Consider the following 18,700-nt stretch of genomic DNA (forward strand, 5'->3'; position numbering starts at 1 on the left):
CACCGGCCAGGAAGCGGTCGGCTCGATGGCCACCGACACGCCGATTTCGGCGATGTCGGACAGATCAAAGCTGCTCTACACCTATTTCAAGCAGAACTTCGCCCAGGTCACCAACCCGCCGATCGACCCGATCCGCGAGGAACTGGTGATGAGCCTGGTGTCGTTCATCGGGCCGAGGCCGAACATCTTCGATCTCGTCGGCAATTCGCGTCGCAAGCGGCTCGAAGTGCGCCAGCCGATCCTGACCAATGGCGATCTTGAGAAGATCCGCTCCATCGGTCACACCGAGGACCGTTTCGACACCAAGACGATCGACATCACCTATGCTTCGAACGAAGGCGCGGCCGGCATGCAGGGCGCCATCGACCGGCTGTGTGAGCGCGCCGAGGCGGCGGTCGCCGGCGGCTACAACATCATCATCCTGTCCGACCGTCAGCTCGGGCCGGACCGCATCGCCATCCCGGCATTGCTGGCGACGGCGGCGGTCCACCATCATTTGATCCGCAAGGGATTGCGCACGTCGGTGGGGCTGGTCGTCGAGTCCGGCGAACCGCGCGAGGTGCATCATTTCTGCTGCCTTGCGGGCTATGGCGCCGAGGCGATCAATCCCTATCTCGCCTTCGACACGCTGCTCGACATGCACAAGCGCGGCGAGCTGCCGGCCGAAGTCGACGCCAATGAGGTCGTCTCCCGCTACATCAAGTCGATTGGCAAGGGCATTCTCAAGGTCATGTCGAAGATGGGCATCTCGACCTACCAGTCCTATTGCGGCGCGCAGATCTTCGACGCCATCGGGCTGAAGACCGATTTCGTGCAAAAATATTTCACCGGCACCGCGACGCTGATCGAAGGCGTCGGGCTGGAAGAGATCGCGGCCGAAACGGTCAGCCGCCACGCCGACGGCTTCGGCAACGACCCGGTGCTGCGCAACAGCCTCGAGGTCGGCGGCGAATACATGTTCCGCATGCGCGGCGAAGCGCATATCTGGTCGCCCGATGCGGTGGCCACCCTGCAGCACGCCGTGCGCCAGGGATCGTGGCAGACGTTCAAGGACTATTCCGCTCAGATCGACAGCGAGACGGCGCGGGCGCAGAGCATTCGCGGCCTGTTCAAGATCAGGCTGGCCGAAGAAACCGGGCGCAAGAAGGTCGCGCTCGACGAGGTCATGTCGGCTGCCGATATCGTCAAGCGGTTCTCGACCGGGGCGATGTCCTTCGGCTCGATTTCCAGGGAAGCGCACACCACGCTGGCCCGCGCCATGAACGCCATCGGCGGCAAGTCTAACACCGGCGAGGGCGGCGAAGAGGCCGACCGTTACCTGCCGCTGCCGGACGGCGGCAAGAACCCCGAGCGTTCGGCGATCAAGCAGGTCGCTTCCGGGCGTTTCGGCGTGACGGCGGAGTATCTGGTGAACTCCGACGTGATGCAGATCAAGGTGGCGCAAGGCGCGAAGCCCGGCGAGGGCGGTCAGTTGCCCGGTCACAAGGTCGATGCCACCATTGCCAAGGTCAGGCATTCGACGCCCGGTGTCGGCCTGATCTCGCCGCCGCCGCATCACGACATCTACTCGATCGAGGATCTGGCGCAGCTCATCTACGACCTCAAGAACGTCAATCCGGCGGCTGATGTCTCGGTCAAGCTGGTCTCCGAAGTCGGTGTCGGCACGGTTGCGGCCGGCGTCGCCAAGGCGCGCGCCGATCACATCACCATTTCCGGCTATGACGGCGGCACCGGCGCATCGCCGCTGACCTCGCTCAAGCACGCCGGCAGCCCGTGGGAAATGGGCCTTGCCGAGACGCACCAGACGCTGGTGCTCAACGGCCTCAGGTCGCGCGTCGCGCTGCAGGTCGATGGCGGCCTGCGCACCGGGCGCGACGTTGTCATCGGCGCGCTGCTTGGCGCCGACGAATTCGGCTTCTCGACCGCGCCGCTGATCGCGGCCGGCTGCATCATGATGCGCAAGTGCCATCTCAACACCTGCCCGGTCGGCGTCGCGACGCAGGATCCGGTGTTGCGCAAGCGCTTCAAGGGCACGCCGGAACACGTCATCAACTTCTTCTTTTATGTGGCGGAAGAGGTGCGGGCGCTGCTCGCCGAGATGGGCTACACCCACCTCGACCAGATCATCGGCGACACCGACCTCTTGGAAAAGCGGGGGCTGATCCAGCACTGGAAGGCACGCGGGCTCGATTTCAGCAAGATGTTCTTCAAGCCGGATGCCCCGCATGAGGCGGTGCACTGGACCGAGCGGCAGAAGCATCCGATCGACGACGTGCTCGACCGCAAGCTGATCGAGTTGGCCAAGCCGGCGCTGGACGCCAGGCAGCCGGTCAGCATCGAGCTGCCGATCCGCAATGTCGACCGTTCGACCGGCGCCATGCTGTCGGGCGAAGTGGCAAAGCGCTTCAAGCACAAGGGCCTGCGCGAGGACACGATCTCGGTAAAACTCACCGGAACCGCCGGCCAGTCCTTCGGCGCCTTCCTGGCGCGTGGGGTTTCGTTCGAGCTGGTCGGTGCGGCCAATGACTACGTCGGCAAGGGCCTGTCGGGCGGACGCATCGTCATTCGCCCGCCTGAGAACACGAAGATCGTCGCCGCGGAGTCGATCATCGTCGGCAACACGGTGCTCTACGGCGCGACCGAGGGCGAGGCCTATTTCTGCGGCGTCGCCGGCGAGCGTTTTGCGGTTCGCAATTCGGGCGTCGCCGCCGTCGTCGAAGGCGTTGGCGACCATGGCTGCGAGTACATGACCGGCGGCATTGTCGTCGTCATCGGCCAGACCGGCCGCAACTTTGCCGCCGGCATGTCGGGCGGCGTCGCCTATGTGCTCGACGAGGTGGGTGATTTCGCCGAGCGCTGCAACATGGCGATGGTCGAACTGGAACCCGTTCCCGAAGAAGACGACCTGATGGAGAAACTGCTCCATCATGGCGGCGACCTCGATCACAAAGGCCGCGTCGACGTGTCCGGCGACATGACCAGCCATGATGAGGAGCGGCTCTATCAGCTGATCTCGAACCACGTCCATTACACGGGTTCGGTGCGCGGCCGCGAGATCCTCGACAACTGGGCGACTTTCCGGCCGAAATTCCGGAAGATCATGCCGGTCGAATACCGCCGCGCGCTGATCGAAATGGAACGCATGCGCATGGGCGTTGCGGCGGAATAGGCTTTGGGATTTGCCGGGAAGCAAAGCTTCCCGGTCGATGCCTTCATCAACAATCCTGGCCTCGGACTGAAGGTTGCCATGGCTGCCTTATGAGGTTAACGGGTGCGTCGTCGAGCGCGCCATCTGGACAGCAGGGACTGGACTATGGGCAAGGTAACAGGGTTTCTCGAGATCGACCGGCAGGTGCACAAGTACCAGCCGGCTTCCGACCGCATCCGGCATTTTCGCGAGTTCACGCTGCCGATGTCGGACAAGGAGGTCGAGAAACAGGCCGCGCGCTGCATGGATTGCGGCATTCCGTACTGTCACGGGCCGACCGGCTGCCCCGTCCACAACCAAATCCCGGACTGGAACGACCTCGTCTACAATGGCGACTGGGACAATGCGATCCGCAACCTGCATTCGACCAATAATTTCCCGGAATTCACCGGCCGCATCTGTCCGGCACCTTGCGAGGAAGCCTGCACGCTGAACCTCGAGGATATTCCGGTCGCCATCAAGACGATCGAGCAGGCGATCGCCGACAAGGCCTATGAAACCGGTCATATCCGACCCTATCCGCCGGAAAGGAAGACCGGCAGGCGCGTCGCAATCATTGGCTCGGGGCCGGCCGGCATGGCGGCCGCCCAGCAGCTTGGCCGCGCCGGCCACGACGTTCACGTCTATGAACGCGAGAGCCGGCCGGGCGGGCTGATGCGCTACGGCATCCCCGACTTCAAGATCGAGAAGCACTATATCGACCGGCGCATCGAGCAGATGCAAGGCGAGGGGGTGAGCTTCCATTGCGGGATCAATGTCGGCGTCGACAAGCCGGTGGCGGAGCTGCTCGCCGAATATGATGCGGTGCTCTATTGCGGCGGTTCGGAAACGCCGCGCCCGGCCAACATTCCCGGCGACGATCTCGATGGCGTGCATGACGCGATGCCTTACCTGGTGCAGCAGAACAAGCGCATCGGCGGCGAGTCGATCCAATCGGTGGCGTGGCCGTCGCCGCCGATCGTCGCCGGCGGCCAGCATGTCGTCGTCGTCGGCGGCGGCGACACCGCCTCCGACTGCGTCGGCACCGCCTTCCGCCAGGGCGCCGTACGTGTCACCCAGCTCGACATCCGGCCGCAGCCGCCGGAAAAGGAGGACAAGCTTTCGGTCTGGCCCTACTGGGCGACGAAGATGCGCACCTCGTCCTCGCAGGCGGAAGGCGCCGAGCGCGAGTTCCAGGTGGCGACGCTCGAATTCATCGGCGAGGACGGCGCGTTGACCGGCGTCAAATGCTGCGAGGTCGATGAAAAGCGCAAGCCGATCGCCGGCACGGAATTCGTTATCCGCGCGGATCTGGCCTTCATCGCTATCGGCTTTGCCGGGCCGGCCGCGGTCGGGCCGGTGTCGGAATTGGCTGGCCAGATGAAGATCGCCATCGACAGCCGCCGCTCGAACAACGTCGAGGCCAATGATCGCGACTACAAGACCAGCGTCGAAAAGCTCTATGCGGCGGGCGATGTGCGCCGCGGTCAATCGCTGGTCGTCTGGGCGATCCGTGAAGGCCGGCAGGCAGCGCGTTCGATCGACGAGGCGCTGATGGGATCGAGCGTGCTGCCGCGCTGAGTCTGTCTCGAGACCCTACTTGCGCGGCCATCGGAAGGCGCTTTCCGCCCTTCCGCTGCCCCGGGCAGGTTACGGACTGATCGCCGTGGTCGTTTCGGTTGTGGCCGCGGCCGCAGGCTGCCGCCTTGGCGGCCAAGAAAAATCGTCGGCGCGGCCGGGCGAAGCAGCGGGCGCCTTGCCCTCGACGACGAATTTTTCACCGGGCCCGTCCGGCTTGGCCGGCGCTGCGGCACCGAGAAGTTCCGAACCGCCGTCGAGTGCCGGTGATTGCGAGTCGGCGTCGGTAGCCGGGGCGGCGGCCTCAGTCTTTTCGTTCGAGGGTGGACTACGCTACTGGCCCAGTACCGGCAAGCATCGAAGGACCTTTACAATCATAAAGGTACGTCACTGGTCTCGCGGCTCACCTATGACGATCTAGACGCGCATTCGAGTGAAGTCTTCTTCAACGCGATCCACAATCCGACTGGCATTTTCGTAAAGGCCTCCTCGGTGCGGGCGGCATCAGGGAGGGTTTTCTCATGACGAGGACTTCTTACGGAAATGGGGGGCTACTCAAACACGTTCAGTGATCAGCGCGGGCGTACTTAGTCCAGGTGTCGTCCTGCCAGGTCGACGTGCGCGGCGGATTGACGAGCTGGCCGGCAAGGGCACCCTTGAGCGCCACCTGCTTGGAGGTGGCCCACGGGATGAACAGCCAGGCCGTGCCCTTCTTTTCGGAAGCCGCGTTCATGGCGAGAGCCCAGATCCAGATGTCAGAATCCAAGCTCGTGGCGCTCGGTGCGTGCAGCGGCGGAGCGAAGGCGATCTTGCCGGATGCAGGCTTCCCCGCAACATCGTTCCAGAAGCCGAACATATTTGAGTCGATCGTCATCGCGGTGCGGCCGGACGAGATGCCGTCCACGACCTGGTACCAGTTATCATTGGCGAAGGAAGGAGCCGCGCACTTCTTGATCATGTCCACGTAATGTAGTCGTATCCAGCATCGGTAAGCTTCGGATCGCTCAGGTATTTGTCCAGCGGCTCCAGGGCGCCACTCGGAGCGAGGTCCCACGCGGGCTGAATGCCAGTGCCGAACACATCCCATGCTGGCGACTTCGTCGTCAGTTGGATCGTCATCTTGTTCCAGTAAGAATCGTCTCGGTAGAGTTCCGGCGTGACCTTGATGCCGGGTCAGCTTCTCGAACTCCGGAAGTTGCGCAGCGAGAGCATCCGCATAGGGGTGGATGTCGTAGGCCCAAGTTATGCTGGTCCCTTCGAATTGACGCCAGTTCACGGTATCGGCAGCGGCCGAATTAGTGAGCGATGCCGAGACGGCAAAAAACGCCAAGTAAAAGCAAGCTGTTTGCGTAGCGACGCGCACCTGTAACGAGTACGGGGAATGAGCGACCCATGTAATCCTCCCTGGGGCATTTTGCCAATTTTTGGGTCCACTCCTCCATCCCGAGTTCGCCCATAGCCACAATAAGCGGTTTCCAACCACCTCGCTCTGAATGCACCAGGCCAACTGGGTAAAAACGGGTAACCGGCACTTAAAGGCGTTGTAGTATCGCCACCAGAAATACTGCTCCGTGGTGCTGGCCTTTGCCTGGGGGCGCAACACGGCAACTACCCGCTCAAAACGGTTGGTCCTCTACCTCTTATTCACCGTCGCTTTCCTCGCGGCCTAACCCGGCCGGAATCCGTTGCCAGAAAAAGGCCTCGCGGCCGGTTCGAGGCGCATCCCTCCTCCGAAGCAGCACGCTCAAGTATCGTCACAAGCCCCGAGCGCTTCGCGTTCGGCGATGTCCAAATTCCGACAATGTCGGATACAGTCAGATCTACTGTATTGCGTTTGAATGGTTTTCTCATTTGGCACAGTACATGCGGGTCATCCGCAAACACGTGACCGACCAACAAGAATTCGCATGATCACCTTACCAAAACATACAGCCGCCGCGGAACAATCACTTGGCCCCTGATCGCCCGCCCCGGCACCACAACCGGAGTCATCGATGTTTTGACGGGCTGCCCTAGGATACCTGCTGCGACAGGGCTTGCCCTGGTGACGACCACTCCGGCTCCGCCGGTTACCGACGAGGGCAAAGTGACGGATTTCCTGCTTTTCAAGGGCATGGAGGTGGCTGTCATTCCCGACCACCGCGCCGGTCGTCACTCATATGGTCTGGTGCAGGATCGGCAGCGCGGATGAGCCGCCGGGGAAATCCGGCATCGCATGTCTTCGAGCATCTGATGCTCAAGGCGCCTCATGACGAGCACGGCTCCGTCGCCTGGAGAGATTGAACCCAAAGGGAGATTCCGATGTCTGAACCGAATCAGGAAAAGTTGGACGCATTCTTGGGGAAAATGGTCGGCGATCTCGGTGCGATCGCAACGGGCGCGGGAGTCCTGCTGGGGGACAGACTCGGCCTGTTCAAGGCATTGCGCGAAGGCGGCAAGATGACGGCCGCCGAACTTTCGACACGCACCGGCACCCAGGAACGCCTCGTAAGGGAATGGCTTTCCGGGCAGGCGGCGGCGGGCTACGTCGACTACGATGAAGCGAGCGACAAATTCTATCTCAACGCCGAGCAAGAGCTGGTGTTCGCCGATGAAGACAGCCCGGCCTTCATGGCAGGCGCATTCGAGTTCCTGTCCGCGCTGTGGCTCGATGAAGAAAAGGTGAGGCAGGCATTCCAGTCCGGCAAGGGCGTCGGGTGGCACGATCATAGCGCGTGTCTGTTTCGCGGTACGGAACGGTTCTTCCGTCCAGGCTACAATGCCAATCTGATCGACTCCTGGCTGCCGGCCTTGGAGGGCGTCGTCGAGAAGCTCGAACGCGGCGTGGACGTCGCGGATGTTGGATGCGGTCATGGTGCATCGACCGTGCTCATGGCACAGGCCTTCCCCAATTCGCGCTTCGTCGGCTTCGACTATCATGCCCCTTCGATTGAGCGCGCCCGCAAGGCGGCCGAGGTAGCCGGCGTCGGCGTCAACACGCGGTTCGACGTCGCGGCCGCCAAGAGCTATCCCGGAACCTATGACCTCGTCACATTCTTCGATTGCCTTCACGACATGGGCGACCCGACGGGCGCCGCCACCCATGTCTACGGATCGCTCAAGCCGGATGGCACGTGGATGATCGTCGAGCCGTTCGCGCATGATCATCTGGCGGCGAACCTCAATCCCGTCGGACGCGTTTACTATGCCGCTTACACGTTCGTGTGCACGCCCGCGTCCGTGTCGCAGGAAGTCGGGCTCGCGCTTGGAGCCCAGGCCGGTGAGGCGAGGCTGCGCAAGGTGGTGACCGGCGGCGGCTTCAAGCGATTGCGTCGCGCCGCGGAGACACCGTTCAACATGGTGCTGGAGGCCCGCCCTTAGCGTGGCCGTCGCCAGAAATTGCAGCTCATCGCATTTGATGAAGATCACCGCCAAGAATCCGGACGCATCGGGCACATTTTCAAGGCGTCTGGGTTCACGCAGAGGTCGCTGCCGAGCCGCCTTCTCTAGACCACTGAAGTCGATGTCCGGCGGCAGATTCTTTCCCTCTCTACGGCCACAAGGCGAGCAGCCTCGCTGTAGGCGTCTTCCCGCCCAGTGCTTTCTCGACCCGCCGCGGTGGGCTGATCGTCTCGGATCGTCATCAAAGCGGTGGACGCCGGCGAAGTCTGGGCATGGAGATCGGCACCTCCGAGGTCGAGCGGATCTGCGAAAAGCGCCAGGAGCGGCACGCGACCAGTGGCCTATTTACGACACGAATGGGCTTTCCACCTTCGCAATGCGCTCGGTGAGTGTCATCTGGATAGCCTCATCGTGTTTGCAGCTTCACGACGCCTTACGACGCAACGCCGTTTGGTATCCAAGCCATTGGTGGATTTCAGCGGCTATACGCTCGGCATGCGCGGTGACTTCGGGAATTCCCATCAATTCGCCAACGCTGCCGCGCGCCAGCGGCCCGCTGACGAAAATGCTGTCGGTCGGTCGGCCGGAAGTGCTGACCGCACGGCCTTGGCTGTCGGTCGCCAGGCCAAGGCCAATCGGGTCTAGCCGGACCAGTCCCATTCGCCCGAGATCGGCAATTGCTGTGTTGGTCCGGAAAATATCGGCATGCGCCGGCCCGGTCGTGACGACCACCCTGTCGAACGTCTCGGTTGTCTGAGTGGGTTGGCGCCTTGGCCGCAGCGTGACCCGAATGCGCCCGTCGACCTGCTCGGCGCCGACGATCGATGCGGCGCGATAGGCGAGCATGCCTTCGGCAACGCGGCGATCGAGCACGTCCGCGACCTGTGGCGCGATGCGGAAGCGATGCACATCCCACAGCGTGCGCAAATGGCGCACGAGGCGGCGTTGCTCGTCGAGCGGCAGGGCCTGCCAGATGATTTGTCCCTGACGTCGGACGGCATCGAGCACCGGGTGCCAGTCTTCGCCCCGACGCTTGGCATCTAGGATCGTGGCCCGGATGCGTCTGAGCATCACTGTTGCGCTGCGTGAAGGCAGACTGATGAAATCACCAATCGGGTCGCCCGGGAGCACCGCGTGGCTGCGCGAACGATAACCATGACGTGACAGCGCGACGATGCGGCTACGATGCCCATTGCGGTCCAGCGTGGCAATGATATCCGCCGACGTCAATCCAGTGCCGACTACGAGCACTTGGTCGTCGCGGCCGATCGCTTGCAGCCCTCCGAGATCATAGGGATTGGCCACCAGCCGGGCTGCAGCAGCCACAGACCGCAGGGCCGATGGCAAGGCCGGTGGCGGATGCGTCGCCGCAATCACTAGGGCGTCGGCTGCGAGCGTCCTTCCATCAGCGAGAATCAGGATGTAGCCCTGGCCACTGAGCTCGACTGACGCGACGGCGGACCTGACATGACGGATCACTTTGCCGAACAGAAAGGGTTGGAGATAAGATTCCACGTAGCGCCCGAAAACGCGTCGTTGTGGGTAGAGTGCTCCATTTGCGGCAATAGCCTCGGCATCGTCGAGAATCGCGCCGGTCTGCTCCAGCCAATCGGCAAAGTGGCTGTCCTGGCCGGAGATCAGCGTCATTCTCGACGCCGGCACATTGATGCGGTGTGAAGGATCGGCCGTCGAGTAGGCCAGACCATAGCCGAGCCCCTCTCTGGGCTCGACGACCACGATATCGGCAGCACCGGCGGGCAGCAGCCGCGCAAGATGAAACGCGGTCGCCGCACCGGAAAAGCCGCCACCGATGATGGCTACGACCGGTCCCCTGCCCAAGTCTCTGGCGCTCAAGACTGACTCGCGCGCAGTGCCGAAGGCCGATGGTCGCCGGCCACCGTTTCGCCGAACGGTCCCATGTTCACTGCCGTCGGGCGCGTCGAGATTTCATGATCGAGCGGCAACAACGGCAACACGAGTTCGCCGAACCGATAGGCCTCCTCCAGATGCGGATAGCCGGACAGGATAAAGCTATCGATGCCAATGCGCCGGTATCCGTCGATCCGTTCCGCAACTGTCGCCGCATCGCCGACCAGGGCGGTGCCGGCGCCGCCGCGCACCAGGCCAACGCCAGCCCACAGGTTCGGACTGATTTCCAGCTTGTCGCGGCGGCCGCCATGAAGCCGGCTCATGCGCGACTGGCCGACGGAATCCATGCGCGCGAAAACCTTCTGCGCCTCGGTTATCGTGTTGTCGTCCAGGCGGCTGATCAGGCGGTCGGCATCGGCCCAGGCCTCATGATTGGTCTCGCGGACGATGACATGCAGCCGGATGCCGAAGGTCACCTGGCGCCCGGCTTTCTCGGCAAGACCGCGCACATGGGCAATCTTTGCCGCGACGTCCGCCGGCGGTTCGCCCCAGGTCAAATATTTGTCGATCTGTTCGGCGGCGACCGCGTTAGCGGCATCGGACGAGCCGCCGAAATAGAGCGGCGGATGTGGCGTCTGCACGGGCGGAAACAGCAGCCGGCCGTCCTCGATACGGAAGTGCTTGCCTGCGAACGCTACGGTCTCGCCGCGAAGCACCGCCTTGTAGATGTCGAGGAATTCCCGCGTCACCTCATAGCGCTCGTCATGGCTGAGGAAGATGCCGTCGCCCTTGTTCTCGACCGGATCCCCGCCGGTGACGACGTTGATGAGCAGGCGTCCGCCGGAAATGCGGTCGAGCGTCGAGGTCATGCGCGCGGCTAGCGTCGGCGATTGCAGGCCCGGCCGGACGGCGACAAGGAAGCGAAGCCGCTGCGTCAGCGGTGCCAGCGCCGACGCCACGACCCAGCTATCTTCGCAACTGCGTCCTGTCGGCAGCAGCGCGCCATAGTAGCCGATGGCATCGGCGGCTTTCGCGACTTGGGTGAGATAGGGCAAGTCGACCGCCCTGCCCCCCTCTGAGGTGCCGAGATAGCGGCTGTCGCCATGAGTCGGCAGAAACCACAGGACCTTGATCCTGTCGGGAGTGGCAATGCTCATGAATGGTCCTCTGTGATTTGGAGGCGCTTCGCTCAGCTCCAGGCATGGAGCGGCGGATTTACGTCGTTGAGGTAGTAGTTGCCGAGGATCGCGTATTTCCAGCGCACCGGATCGTGCAGCGTGTGGGTGCGGGCGTTGCGCCAGTGCCGGTCGAGATTGTGCTCGGCCAGCGTCGAGCGTGTGCCGGCGAGCTCGAACAGCTTGTTCGTGGCAATGATGGCGATCTCTGTCGTGAGGATCTTGGATTCGGCAACCGCGATCTGCGCTTCCGCGACGGTCTTCTCGTTCGGGTCGGCCACGGCGCGATCGACCGCAAGCCCGGCCCTTTCCAGAACCGCCTCTGCCGCGTTGGCCCGCAGGCGAAGGTCGCCAATCGCCTGGATCGTATAAGGATCCTGCCAGGCATGATCGACGCCGCTGTCGATCCAGGCGCGCGACTTGGTGCGCACGAAGCCGACAGTCTCGTCGATCGCCGCCTTGGCGATGCCGAGATCGACCGCGGCCTGGATGATCTGGAAGATGGCGCCGTCGGCCGTCGGCCTGTCATAGCCCTTGTAGCCGGGGACAAGATGCGTTTTGGGCACCTTGACATTGTCGAGCAGGACCGTGCCGGACAAAGTCGTCTTCTGTCCGAAGCTCGACCAGTCGTCGATCACCGTCAGTCCGGGCGCGCCGCGAGCGGCGATGGCATACCAGGCGCGCCCCTCGTCATCGAGCGCCACGATCGGAACCAGATGGGCAAGCAGAGCACCGCTCGAATAGAATTTCTGGCCGTTGACCACGACATGGTCGCCGGCGTCGACGAACTTTGTCTCGAAGTCGGCCGCGCGCTTGGAGCCGAACTCGGAGAACGCGTTGCCGAAGCGCGTGCCGGACAGCACCTCAGCGAAAAGCAGCTTCTTCTGCGCCTCGTCGGAGACGGTGCGGATAGCGGCGACGACGCCAAGATGGTTCTGCGGAATCTGGCCGAGCGACGGATCGGCCGCCGAGATGATGGTGATCACCTTCGACAGGGTCACATAGGAGAGCTCCGGCCCGCCATAGGCTTTCGGCACGTTGATCGACCACAGGCCGCTCTGCGAAAACGCATCGAGCTCTTCCTTCGGCCAGATGCGTTCACGATCCCGCCTGGAGGCATCCCTGGCGAATTCGGCGGCGAGTTTTTCGGCGACAGCGATTGCCTCGGCATCGGCCTTGATCACATGCGCCTTGGCAGAGGGTCGTTCGACCGGCGGGACGGCACTGCGGCTATCCGACGCCTGCCTGGATTGGATGGTCATGCTGCTGTCTCCTTGGGAAAATGTTGCGGTGGAAGCGGCGCGCCGCCGAGGTAGTAGGTTTTGATATCGGTGCGCTGGCGCAAGTCGGCAGCCGATCCTTCCAGCACGCTGACGCCGTTCTCGAGCACGGTGGCGCGGTCGGCGTATTTCAGCGCGACCGCCGAATTCTGTTCGGCAACGAGGATCGAAAGGCCTTCGTCGCGGTTGAGCCGTTTCAGGGCGCTGAAGATCTCGTCGACGATCAGCGGTGCCAGCCCCATCGACGGCTCGTCCAGAACAAAGAGTTTCGGCCGCGACATCAGACCCCGGCCGATAGCCGTCATCTGCTGCTCGCCCCCGGAAGTGAGGCCGGACCGGGTTCGCCGCTTCTCGGCGAGCCTTGGGAAAAGTGAATAGACACGATCGAGGTCCGCCTTGACGCCCGTGCGAGAGGACGAGCGTCCGAGCGCGCCGGTGAAGAGGTTCTCTTCGACCGTCAGCGAGCGGAAGCAATGCCGGCCCTCGAGGACCTGAACGAGGCCGCTGCGGACTAGGTGCGAGGGGCTTGCCCTTGAAACATCCTCGCCACCGAAGGTGATCCGACCGGCGGTAATGGCGCCGCGCTCAGCCGGAAGGAGATTGGATACGGCGCGCAGCAGTGTCGTCTTGCCGGCACCGTTGGAGCCGAGCAGCGCGACGATCTCGCCCCTGCCAACCAACAAGTCGACGCCGTGTAGGGCGGCGATGGCGCCGTTGTAGACAGCCTCCACGCTGCTAACTGACAGTATCGGGTATTCCGGGATGGACATCGATGACTCCGCTCGGGAAGGTGGATGGCGCGGCCGGCCAGATTTGTCGGCCGCACCATACCAAATTCAGTTGCTGACCACCGCGTCGGCGTCCTCGGCCGTGCGGATCTTGATGCCCTTTTCCTTGGCATACGCCTCGGACGACTTCTCGATGATCGGACGCAGCAGCTTCCAGTCGGGAGCGATCCAGTCGGAGACGACATTCCACTTCTTGCCGTCCCATTGCTGGAAGGTCACGTAGCCGTCACCCTCGTGATTGTCCCAGGAGACGTTGATCGAGTGGAACAGGTCCTTGGCGCCGAGTGCCTCGACGCGCGCCGGATCGAGCTTGAGATGCTCGAAGCCCCAACGCACTTCGTCGCCGGTCAGCGTGCGGTTGCCGAACTTGGCCTGTGCGATGCGGACCGCCTCGACATTGAGGATGCCATTGACGATGCCGAGATTGTGGTAGACCGAGCCGATGCGGCTTTTGTCCTCGAGATTGCCTTTGCCGTCGCCGTAGACCGTTTTGACGATCTCCTGGACCACCGGATACCGCTCACCCGAGGCCTGGGTGGTGATGGCCGTATAGCCCTTGGCGGCATCGCCGGCGGGGATGACATCCTCTTCGGAATTCGACCAGACATTGCCTATGATGTGATCGGCCGGGAAGCCTGTCTTCTGCGCGGTCTTCAAGGCGACGGGGTTCATCACGCCCCAGCCGCGCAGCACGACATAGTCAGGATGCTCGCGCCGGATGGTCAGCCACTGCGCCTGCTGCTCGTTGCCGGGATGCGGCACCTCGATCTGCGACAGCTCGAAGCCGTATTTCTGCGACAGCAGCTCATAGATCGGGATCGTCTCCTTCCCATAGGGCGAGCCGTGATAGAGCACGACGATGTTCTTGCCCTTGAGCTTGTCGAGGCCTCCTTCCTTGGACGCGATGTAGTTCACGATGCCGGAGGTCTCGCTGTAAGGATTGAGCAGCAGCGGGAAGACGTAAGGGAACACCCGCCCGTCGGTCGTGTCTGTGCGGCCGTGGTTGATGGTGATCAGCGGCACCTTGTCGTCGGTGATGCGATCGATCATGGCATAGGCGATGCCGACCGAGAGTGGATTCCAGGCAGCGATGCCGGGATTGCTCTTCAACCGTTCATACACCTCGACGCCCTTCTCGACCTCATATTGCGTCTCGCCTTCGCTCCAGGCCAGCTTGACGCCATTGACGCCGCCGTCGCGGATGTTGATCAGGTTGAGATAGTCGATGAAGCCACCGAAAAAGCCGGTTCCGCCGGCCGCATACGGACCGACACGGTAGCTCTGCAGGGGAAAGTATTGTTCTTCGGCGTGAACCGCCGTCGCGCCGAGCACGAAGGCCGTGGCGATCGCCGCTTTTCTTAGGTGACTGAAGAAGGTCATTGCTTACGTCTCCTGATGGGTTGGTCCGAGCGGAGGAGGAAGTTGAGCGGCAATCAGCTGGACCTTGAGCCGATCCGTCGTTTGAGGCGGTCGAAGAGGGCCGACAGCCCGCTCGGTTCCGCGATGAGGAAGATGATGATAAGGGCGCCGAGCACGATGCGCTGGCTCATGTCGAGAACGCCCGAATCGAACAGGCCGCCGAACAGGAAGGCGCCGAGCCGGGACAGAAAGAGCGGGAGGACCACGATGAACGCCGCACCCAAAAACGCGCCACAGATCGAGGCCAGCCCGCCGATGATGATGATGAACAGGATCTGGAATGAGCGGTCGAGATTGAAGCCTGCCGGCTCGACGGTGCGCAGATAGGTGAAGGCCCACAGCACGCCGGCGATACCGATGATGAACGACGAGATGGCGAACGCCAGAAGCTTGGTTCGCAGCACCGGCACACCGATGACGCGTGCGGCGGTTTCGTTGTCCCGCACGGCGATGAAGTTGCGGCCGGTCGCGCTGTTGACCAAGCGCCAGACGAGGGCCGTCAGCACCATGACCGTGGTGACCGAAAGCAAATAGCGGCCGGTCGCGCTGTCGAGCGAAAGACCGGCGACGGCCAGGTGCGGCGCCGAGATCACCCCGGACGGGTTGTCGTTGGAGAACCAGCCGAACTTGGTCAGCGCCCATTGCACGAAGAACTGGGCGGCGAGCGTCGAGACGGCGAGGTAGAAGCCGCGCAGCCTGAGACTGGGCAGGCCGAACACGACGCCGAAGCCGGCGGCGGAAATTCCGGCCAGGATCATGGTCACCGCCAGCGGCAGGCCTTCGACCCTGAGGTTGAAATTGTAGGCGCCGAACGCGCCCACCGCCATGAAGGCGGAAGAGCCAAGCGAGAGCTGGCCGCAATAGCCGGTCAGCAAATTGAGGCCGACCGCCGCCAGGCTGAGCGCCAGGAATGGCAGCAGGATCGCCTCGACCAGATAGCCCGAAGCATAGGCAGGGACCACGCCGTAGGCGACGACGAACAGGGCGGTCGCCAACGCCAGCTTCTGAACGAGTTTCGCCCAGTCGACTGGAAGCCTTGCGGCGTCGAGAGCTTGCACGGCCATGGTTCAGACCCTTTCGACGGTTTTCTGGCCAAACAGGCCGGAGGGGCGCACCAAAAGCACAACCAGCGCCAGCGCATAGGCGAACCAGCCCTCGATGCCGCCGCCGACGAACGGGCCGAGATAGACCTCGGCCAGCTTCTCGCTGGCGCCGATGATGAGGCCGCCAACGATGGCGCCGAGGATGGAATCGAAGCCGCCAAGCACCAGCACCGGCAGCGCCTTCAGCACGATCAGCGACAGCGAGAACTGGACGCCGAGACGCGCGCCCCACAACAGTCCGGCGACCAGCGCGACGAAGCCGGCCGCCGTCCACACGGTGCCCCAGATGCGAGGCAGCCGCAGCCCGACGGCGAGGGCCGCGAACTGATCGTCGGCGACGGCGCGAAACGCAAGGCCGATCCGCGTCCAATAGAAGAAGGCGCTGAGGCCTGCGACCATGGCGGCGGCGATCGCCGCCGCCAGCAGGTCGAAGGATGAGATCAGTATGCCGCCGACCTCGAAGGGGGTGTCGTCGATGCCGAGGTCGAGCCCGTGCACCTGCGTGCCCCAGATAAGCTGGGCGGCACCTTCGATGATGTAGGAGAGCCCCAGCGTCGCCATGAACAGCGTCATCGGCGAGCGGTTGACCAGCGGCCTGAGCACGGTCCGCTCGATGGTGAAGCCGAGCGCGACCATGACCGCGAAGGTGATGAGCAGCGAAAGCGCGAAGGGGATGCCGCGTTCGACGAGGCTGACAAAGGTGAGCGCTGCGAACAGCACCATCGACCCCTGCGCGAAGTTCAGCACGCCCGACGTCTTGTAGATCAGCACGAAACCTATGGCGACAAGCGAATACATGACGCCAGAGAGCAGGCCGCCGACCAGCACTTCGATGACGAAGAGGAAATCATAGTAGCTCATCGGATGTCCTCGCCATTCTCGCCCTCGGCGGTGCCGATATAGGCCCGGATCACTGCCGGATCGGCCCTGACCTCGGCCGGCGTCCCGTCTGCGATCTTGCGGCCGTAGTCGAGCACGGCGACGCGGTCGGAGAGGCCCATGACGACGCCGATGTCGTGCTCGATCAGGATGATGGTGACGCCGTGCCGGTCGCGCGCGGCGCGCACGAAGCCGGCCATCTCGGCCTTCTCGGTCGCCGTCATGCCGGCCATCGGCTCGTCGAGCAGCAGCAGCTTCGGCTCGGCGACCAGCGCGCGCGCCAGCTCGACCCGCTTCTGCAGGCCGTAAGGCAAGGTGGCGACGAGGCGGTCGGCGACGCTTTCGAGATGCAGGAAGGCGACTATCTGATCGGTCTTTTCGGCGATTCCCGCATCTTCGCTCCGGGCGCGTGGCAGACCTGCAATATGTTCGACGAAACTGGCGCGCCTGGTGTGGACGCGGCCGCACGCGATGTTGTTGCGCACGGACAGACCCCCGAATAGCGCCAGGTTCTGGAAGGTTCGCGCAACGCCGAGCCGTGCTAGACGGCTCGCCGGCACCCGGGAGAAGGACTGCCCGCCGATCGCAATCCTGCCGCGGTCGGCGTGATAGAGGCCGCTGATGATGTTGATCAGTGAGGACTTGCCGGCGCCGTTGGGGCCGATCACCGCGCGGATCTCGCCGACTTCCACTTCGAGATCAACATCGCTCAGCGCCTTGACCCCGCCAAAGGAAATGCCGATCCCGCTCAGCGCGAGAACCACATCCGGCCGTGACGACAGGCGTGCCAGACGCCTGTCGCCGACGGGGTTAGCCACCGCGAGGATGGCGGAAATTTCGGACGCGCGCTCGTATGCGGCCGCTCCCAGCGAAGCACCAATCATGAAACATTCCTGCTTTTGAAGGCGTGTCGGCTGCGGCCCCGTGGGCCGCGCCCGTCCTATTCCGCGGCGACAAGCTCCCTGTCGCGAGCTGCTTCCAGTTCGCGCACCAGAGGAATGACGCGCTTGCCGAAGAACTCGACCTCTTCCTGGAAATGCAGGAAGCCGAGCAGGATCAGGTCGGCACCGGCGTCCTTCAGTTTCAGGATGCGTTCGGCGATCTGTTCCGGCGTGCCGATGAGATTGCTGCGGAAGCCGTCATTGTACTGAACGAGATCCTCGAGGGACGACTTCGCCCAATTGCCTTCGCCTTCCGGCGAGGCCTTGCCGGCATTCTTGACCTGATCGGCAAAGCCCTGCACCGCCTCCGGATTCGCCTTGGCGATGATCTCGTCGAGCACGGCGCGCGCTTCCTGCTCGCTCTCGCGGGCGATGGCGAAAGCGTTGACGCCGATCCTAACCTTGTGGCCGTTGGCTTTCGCCTTGGTGCGGATGTCGTCGACCTGCTTCCGGATCTCCTCCGGGGTATTGCCGTTGGTGAAATACCAATCGGAGACACGAGACGCCATGTCGCGAGCGGCTCGCGACGAGCCGCCCTGGAATATCTCGGGCAAGGGCTCGATCGGCTTCGGCTTCATGGAATAGTTGGTGAAGCAGTAGAAATCGCCCTTCAGCGTGAAGCTGTCTTCCGTCCAGATGCCGCGCAACGCTCGGATAAATTCCTCCGACCGGCGATAGCGCTCGTCATGATCGAGCCAGAGTTCGCCAATCGCGGCGAACTCGCCTCGGAACCAGCCGCTGACGACATTGACGGAGACGCGGCCATTGGTCAGGTGGTTGATGGTAGCGATCTGCTTGGCCGCCAGCGCAGGGTTCCACGGACCGGGCAGGATCGCTGCGATGACCTTCAGCGTTGTGGTCGCGGCAAGCAAGGCATGGCTGAACGAGACTGATTCGTGCTGGTTGTCGGCCCCATAGCCGGCTGTGAAACGGATCTGGCTCAGCGCATAGTCGAACCCGTTGGCCTCGGCAATCTGGGCGAGCTTGCGGTTGTAGTCGATATCCCAACCCGTCCGCTGCTCGATGTTGGAGATGACCAGGCCGCCGGAGACGTTCGGGACCCAGTAGGCGAATTTGATGGCGTCGGAATGCGAACTCAT

Annotated in this window: 13 protein-coding genes and 2 pseudogenes; 4 read left to right on the top strand and 11 right to left on the bottom strand. The window is 63.2% G+C overall.

The genetic code is table 11. From position 1 onward, the window contains the following. The coding region (gltB, locus tag EOA49_RS12710) for a glutamate synthase large subunit (protein ID WP_127243177.1) at nucleotides 1-3,169 on the top strand (3,169 nt) is incomplete at its 5' end. Nucleotides 3,170-3,313: 144 nt separating this feature from the next. Then, a complete protein-coding gene (locus tag EOA49_RS12715; protein ID WP_029356665.1) occupies nucleotides 3,314-4,768 on the top strand; it encodes a glutamate synthase subunit beta in 1,455 nt (484 codons plus the stop codon). A 69-nt stretch (nucleotides 4,769-4,837) separates the two neighbouring features. On the opposite strand, the pseudogene EOA49_RS33460 reads toward EOA49_RS12715, so the two are convergent. Next, nucleotides 4,838-5,032, bottom strand: a pseudogene (locus EOA49_RS33460) (DUF459 domain-containing protein); the annotation flags it as partial. Between the two features lie 298 nt (nucleotides 5,033-5,330). Beyond that, on the bottom strand, nucleotides 5,331-5,723 hold the full coding sequence (locus EOA49_RS33465) for an extracellular solute-binding protein (protein WP_245460621.1): 393 nt from the start codon (nucleotides 5,721-5,723) through the stop codon (nucleotides 5,331-5,333). A gap of 1,083 nt (nucleotides 5,724-6,806) precedes the next feature. On the opposite strand from EOA49_RS33465, the pseudogene EOA49_RS12730 reads away from it, so the two are divergent. Continuing rightward, nucleotides 6,807-7,009 (top strand): annotated as a pseudogene (locus EOA49_RS12730) (insulinase family protein); the annotation flags it as partial. Between the two features lie 57 nt (nucleotides 7,010-7,066). Further along, nucleotides 7,067-8,125: a class I SAM-dependent methyltransferase gene (locus EOA49_RS12735; RefSeq protein WP_127240523.1), complete on the top strand. Its 1,059-nt coding sequence runs from the start codon at nucleotides 7,067-7,069 to the stop codon at nucleotides 8,123-8,125. A 444-nt stretch (nucleotides 8,126-8,569) separates the two neighbouring features. Here the strand turns inward: EOA49_RS12735 and EOA49_RS12740 are convergent, their stop codons facing one another. The 9 genes from EOA49_RS12740 to sfnG form a co-directional block, all read right to left on the bottom strand. Next, nucleotides 8,570-10,000 (bottom strand): FAD/NAD(P)-binding protein, encoded by a 1,431-nt coding sequence (locus EOA49_RS12740; RefSeq protein ID WP_091600474.1) that lies wholly within the window; start codon nucleotides 9,998-10,000, stop codon nucleotides 8,570-8,572. Next, complete coding sequence (ssuD, locus tag EOA49_RS12745) at nucleotides 9,997-11,172, bottom strand: FMNH2-dependent alkanesulfonate monooxygenase (RefSeq protein ID WP_095517102.1); 1,176 nt, start codon at nucleotides 11,170-11,172, stop codon at nucleotides 9,997-9,999. Before ssuD ends, EOA49_RS12740 begins: the two co-directional genes overlap by 4 nt. Nucleotides 11,173-11,204: 32 nt before the next feature. Further along, nucleotides 11,205-12,452, bottom strand: coding sequence for an SfnB family sulfur acquisition oxidoreductase (locus EOA49_RS12750; RefSeq protein WP_127240524.1), 1,248 nt, complete (start codon nucleotides 12,450-12,452; stop codon nucleotides 11,205-11,207). After that, nucleotides 12,449-13,240, bottom strand: a complete 792-nt coding sequence (locus EOA49_RS12755) for an ABC transporter ATP-binding protein (RefSeq protein WP_091600476.1) — start codon at nucleotides 13,238-13,240, stop codon at nucleotides 12,449-12,451. Before EOA49_RS12755 ends, EOA49_RS12750 begins: the two co-directional genes overlap by 4 nt. 66 nt (nucleotides 13,241-13,306) lie before the next feature. Then, a complete protein-coding gene (locus tag EOA49_RS12760) occupies nucleotides 13,307-14,638 on the bottom strand; it encodes an ABC transporter substrate-binding protein (RefSeq protein ID WP_127240525.1) in 1,332 nt (443 codons plus the stop codon). A 53-nt stretch (nucleotides 14,639-14,691) separates the two neighbouring features. After that, a complete protein-coding gene (locus tag EOA49_RS12765; RefSeq protein ID WP_127240526.1) occupies nucleotides 14,692-15,741 on the bottom strand; it encodes a branched-chain amino acid ABC transporter permease in 1,050 nt (349 codons plus the stop codon). A gap of 3 nt (nucleotides 15,742-15,744) precedes the next feature. Beyond that, a complete protein-coding gene (locus tag EOA49_RS12770; RefSeq protein ID WP_029356685.1) occupies nucleotides 15,745-16,641 on the bottom strand; it encodes a branched-chain amino acid ABC transporter permease in 897 nt (298 codons plus the stop codon). Beyond that, the gene (locus EOA49_RS12775) at nucleotides 16,638-17,543 is read right to left on the bottom strand and encodes an ABC transporter ATP-binding protein (RefSeq protein ID WP_095517098.1); all 906 of its coding nucleotides are present in this window, start codon (nucleotides 17,541-17,543) and stop codon (nucleotides 16,638-16,640) included. The genes EOA49_RS12770 and EOA49_RS12775 overlap by 4 nt, the downstream gene beginning before the upstream one ends. Before the next feature lie 56 nt (nucleotides 17,544-17,599). Continuing rightward, nucleotides 17,600-18,700, bottom strand: coding sequence for a dimethylsulfone monooxygenase SfnG (gene sfnG / locus EOA49_RS12780; protein ID WP_029356690.1), 1,101 nt, complete (start codon nucleotides 18,698-18,700; stop codon nucleotides 17,600-17,602).

This window comes from Mesorhizobium sp. M1A.F.Ca.IN.020.04.1.1 (genome assembly GCF_003997315.1).
Taxonomy (GTDB): Bacteria; Pseudomonadota; Alphaproteobacteria; order Rhizobiales; family Rhizobiaceae; genus Mesorhizobium.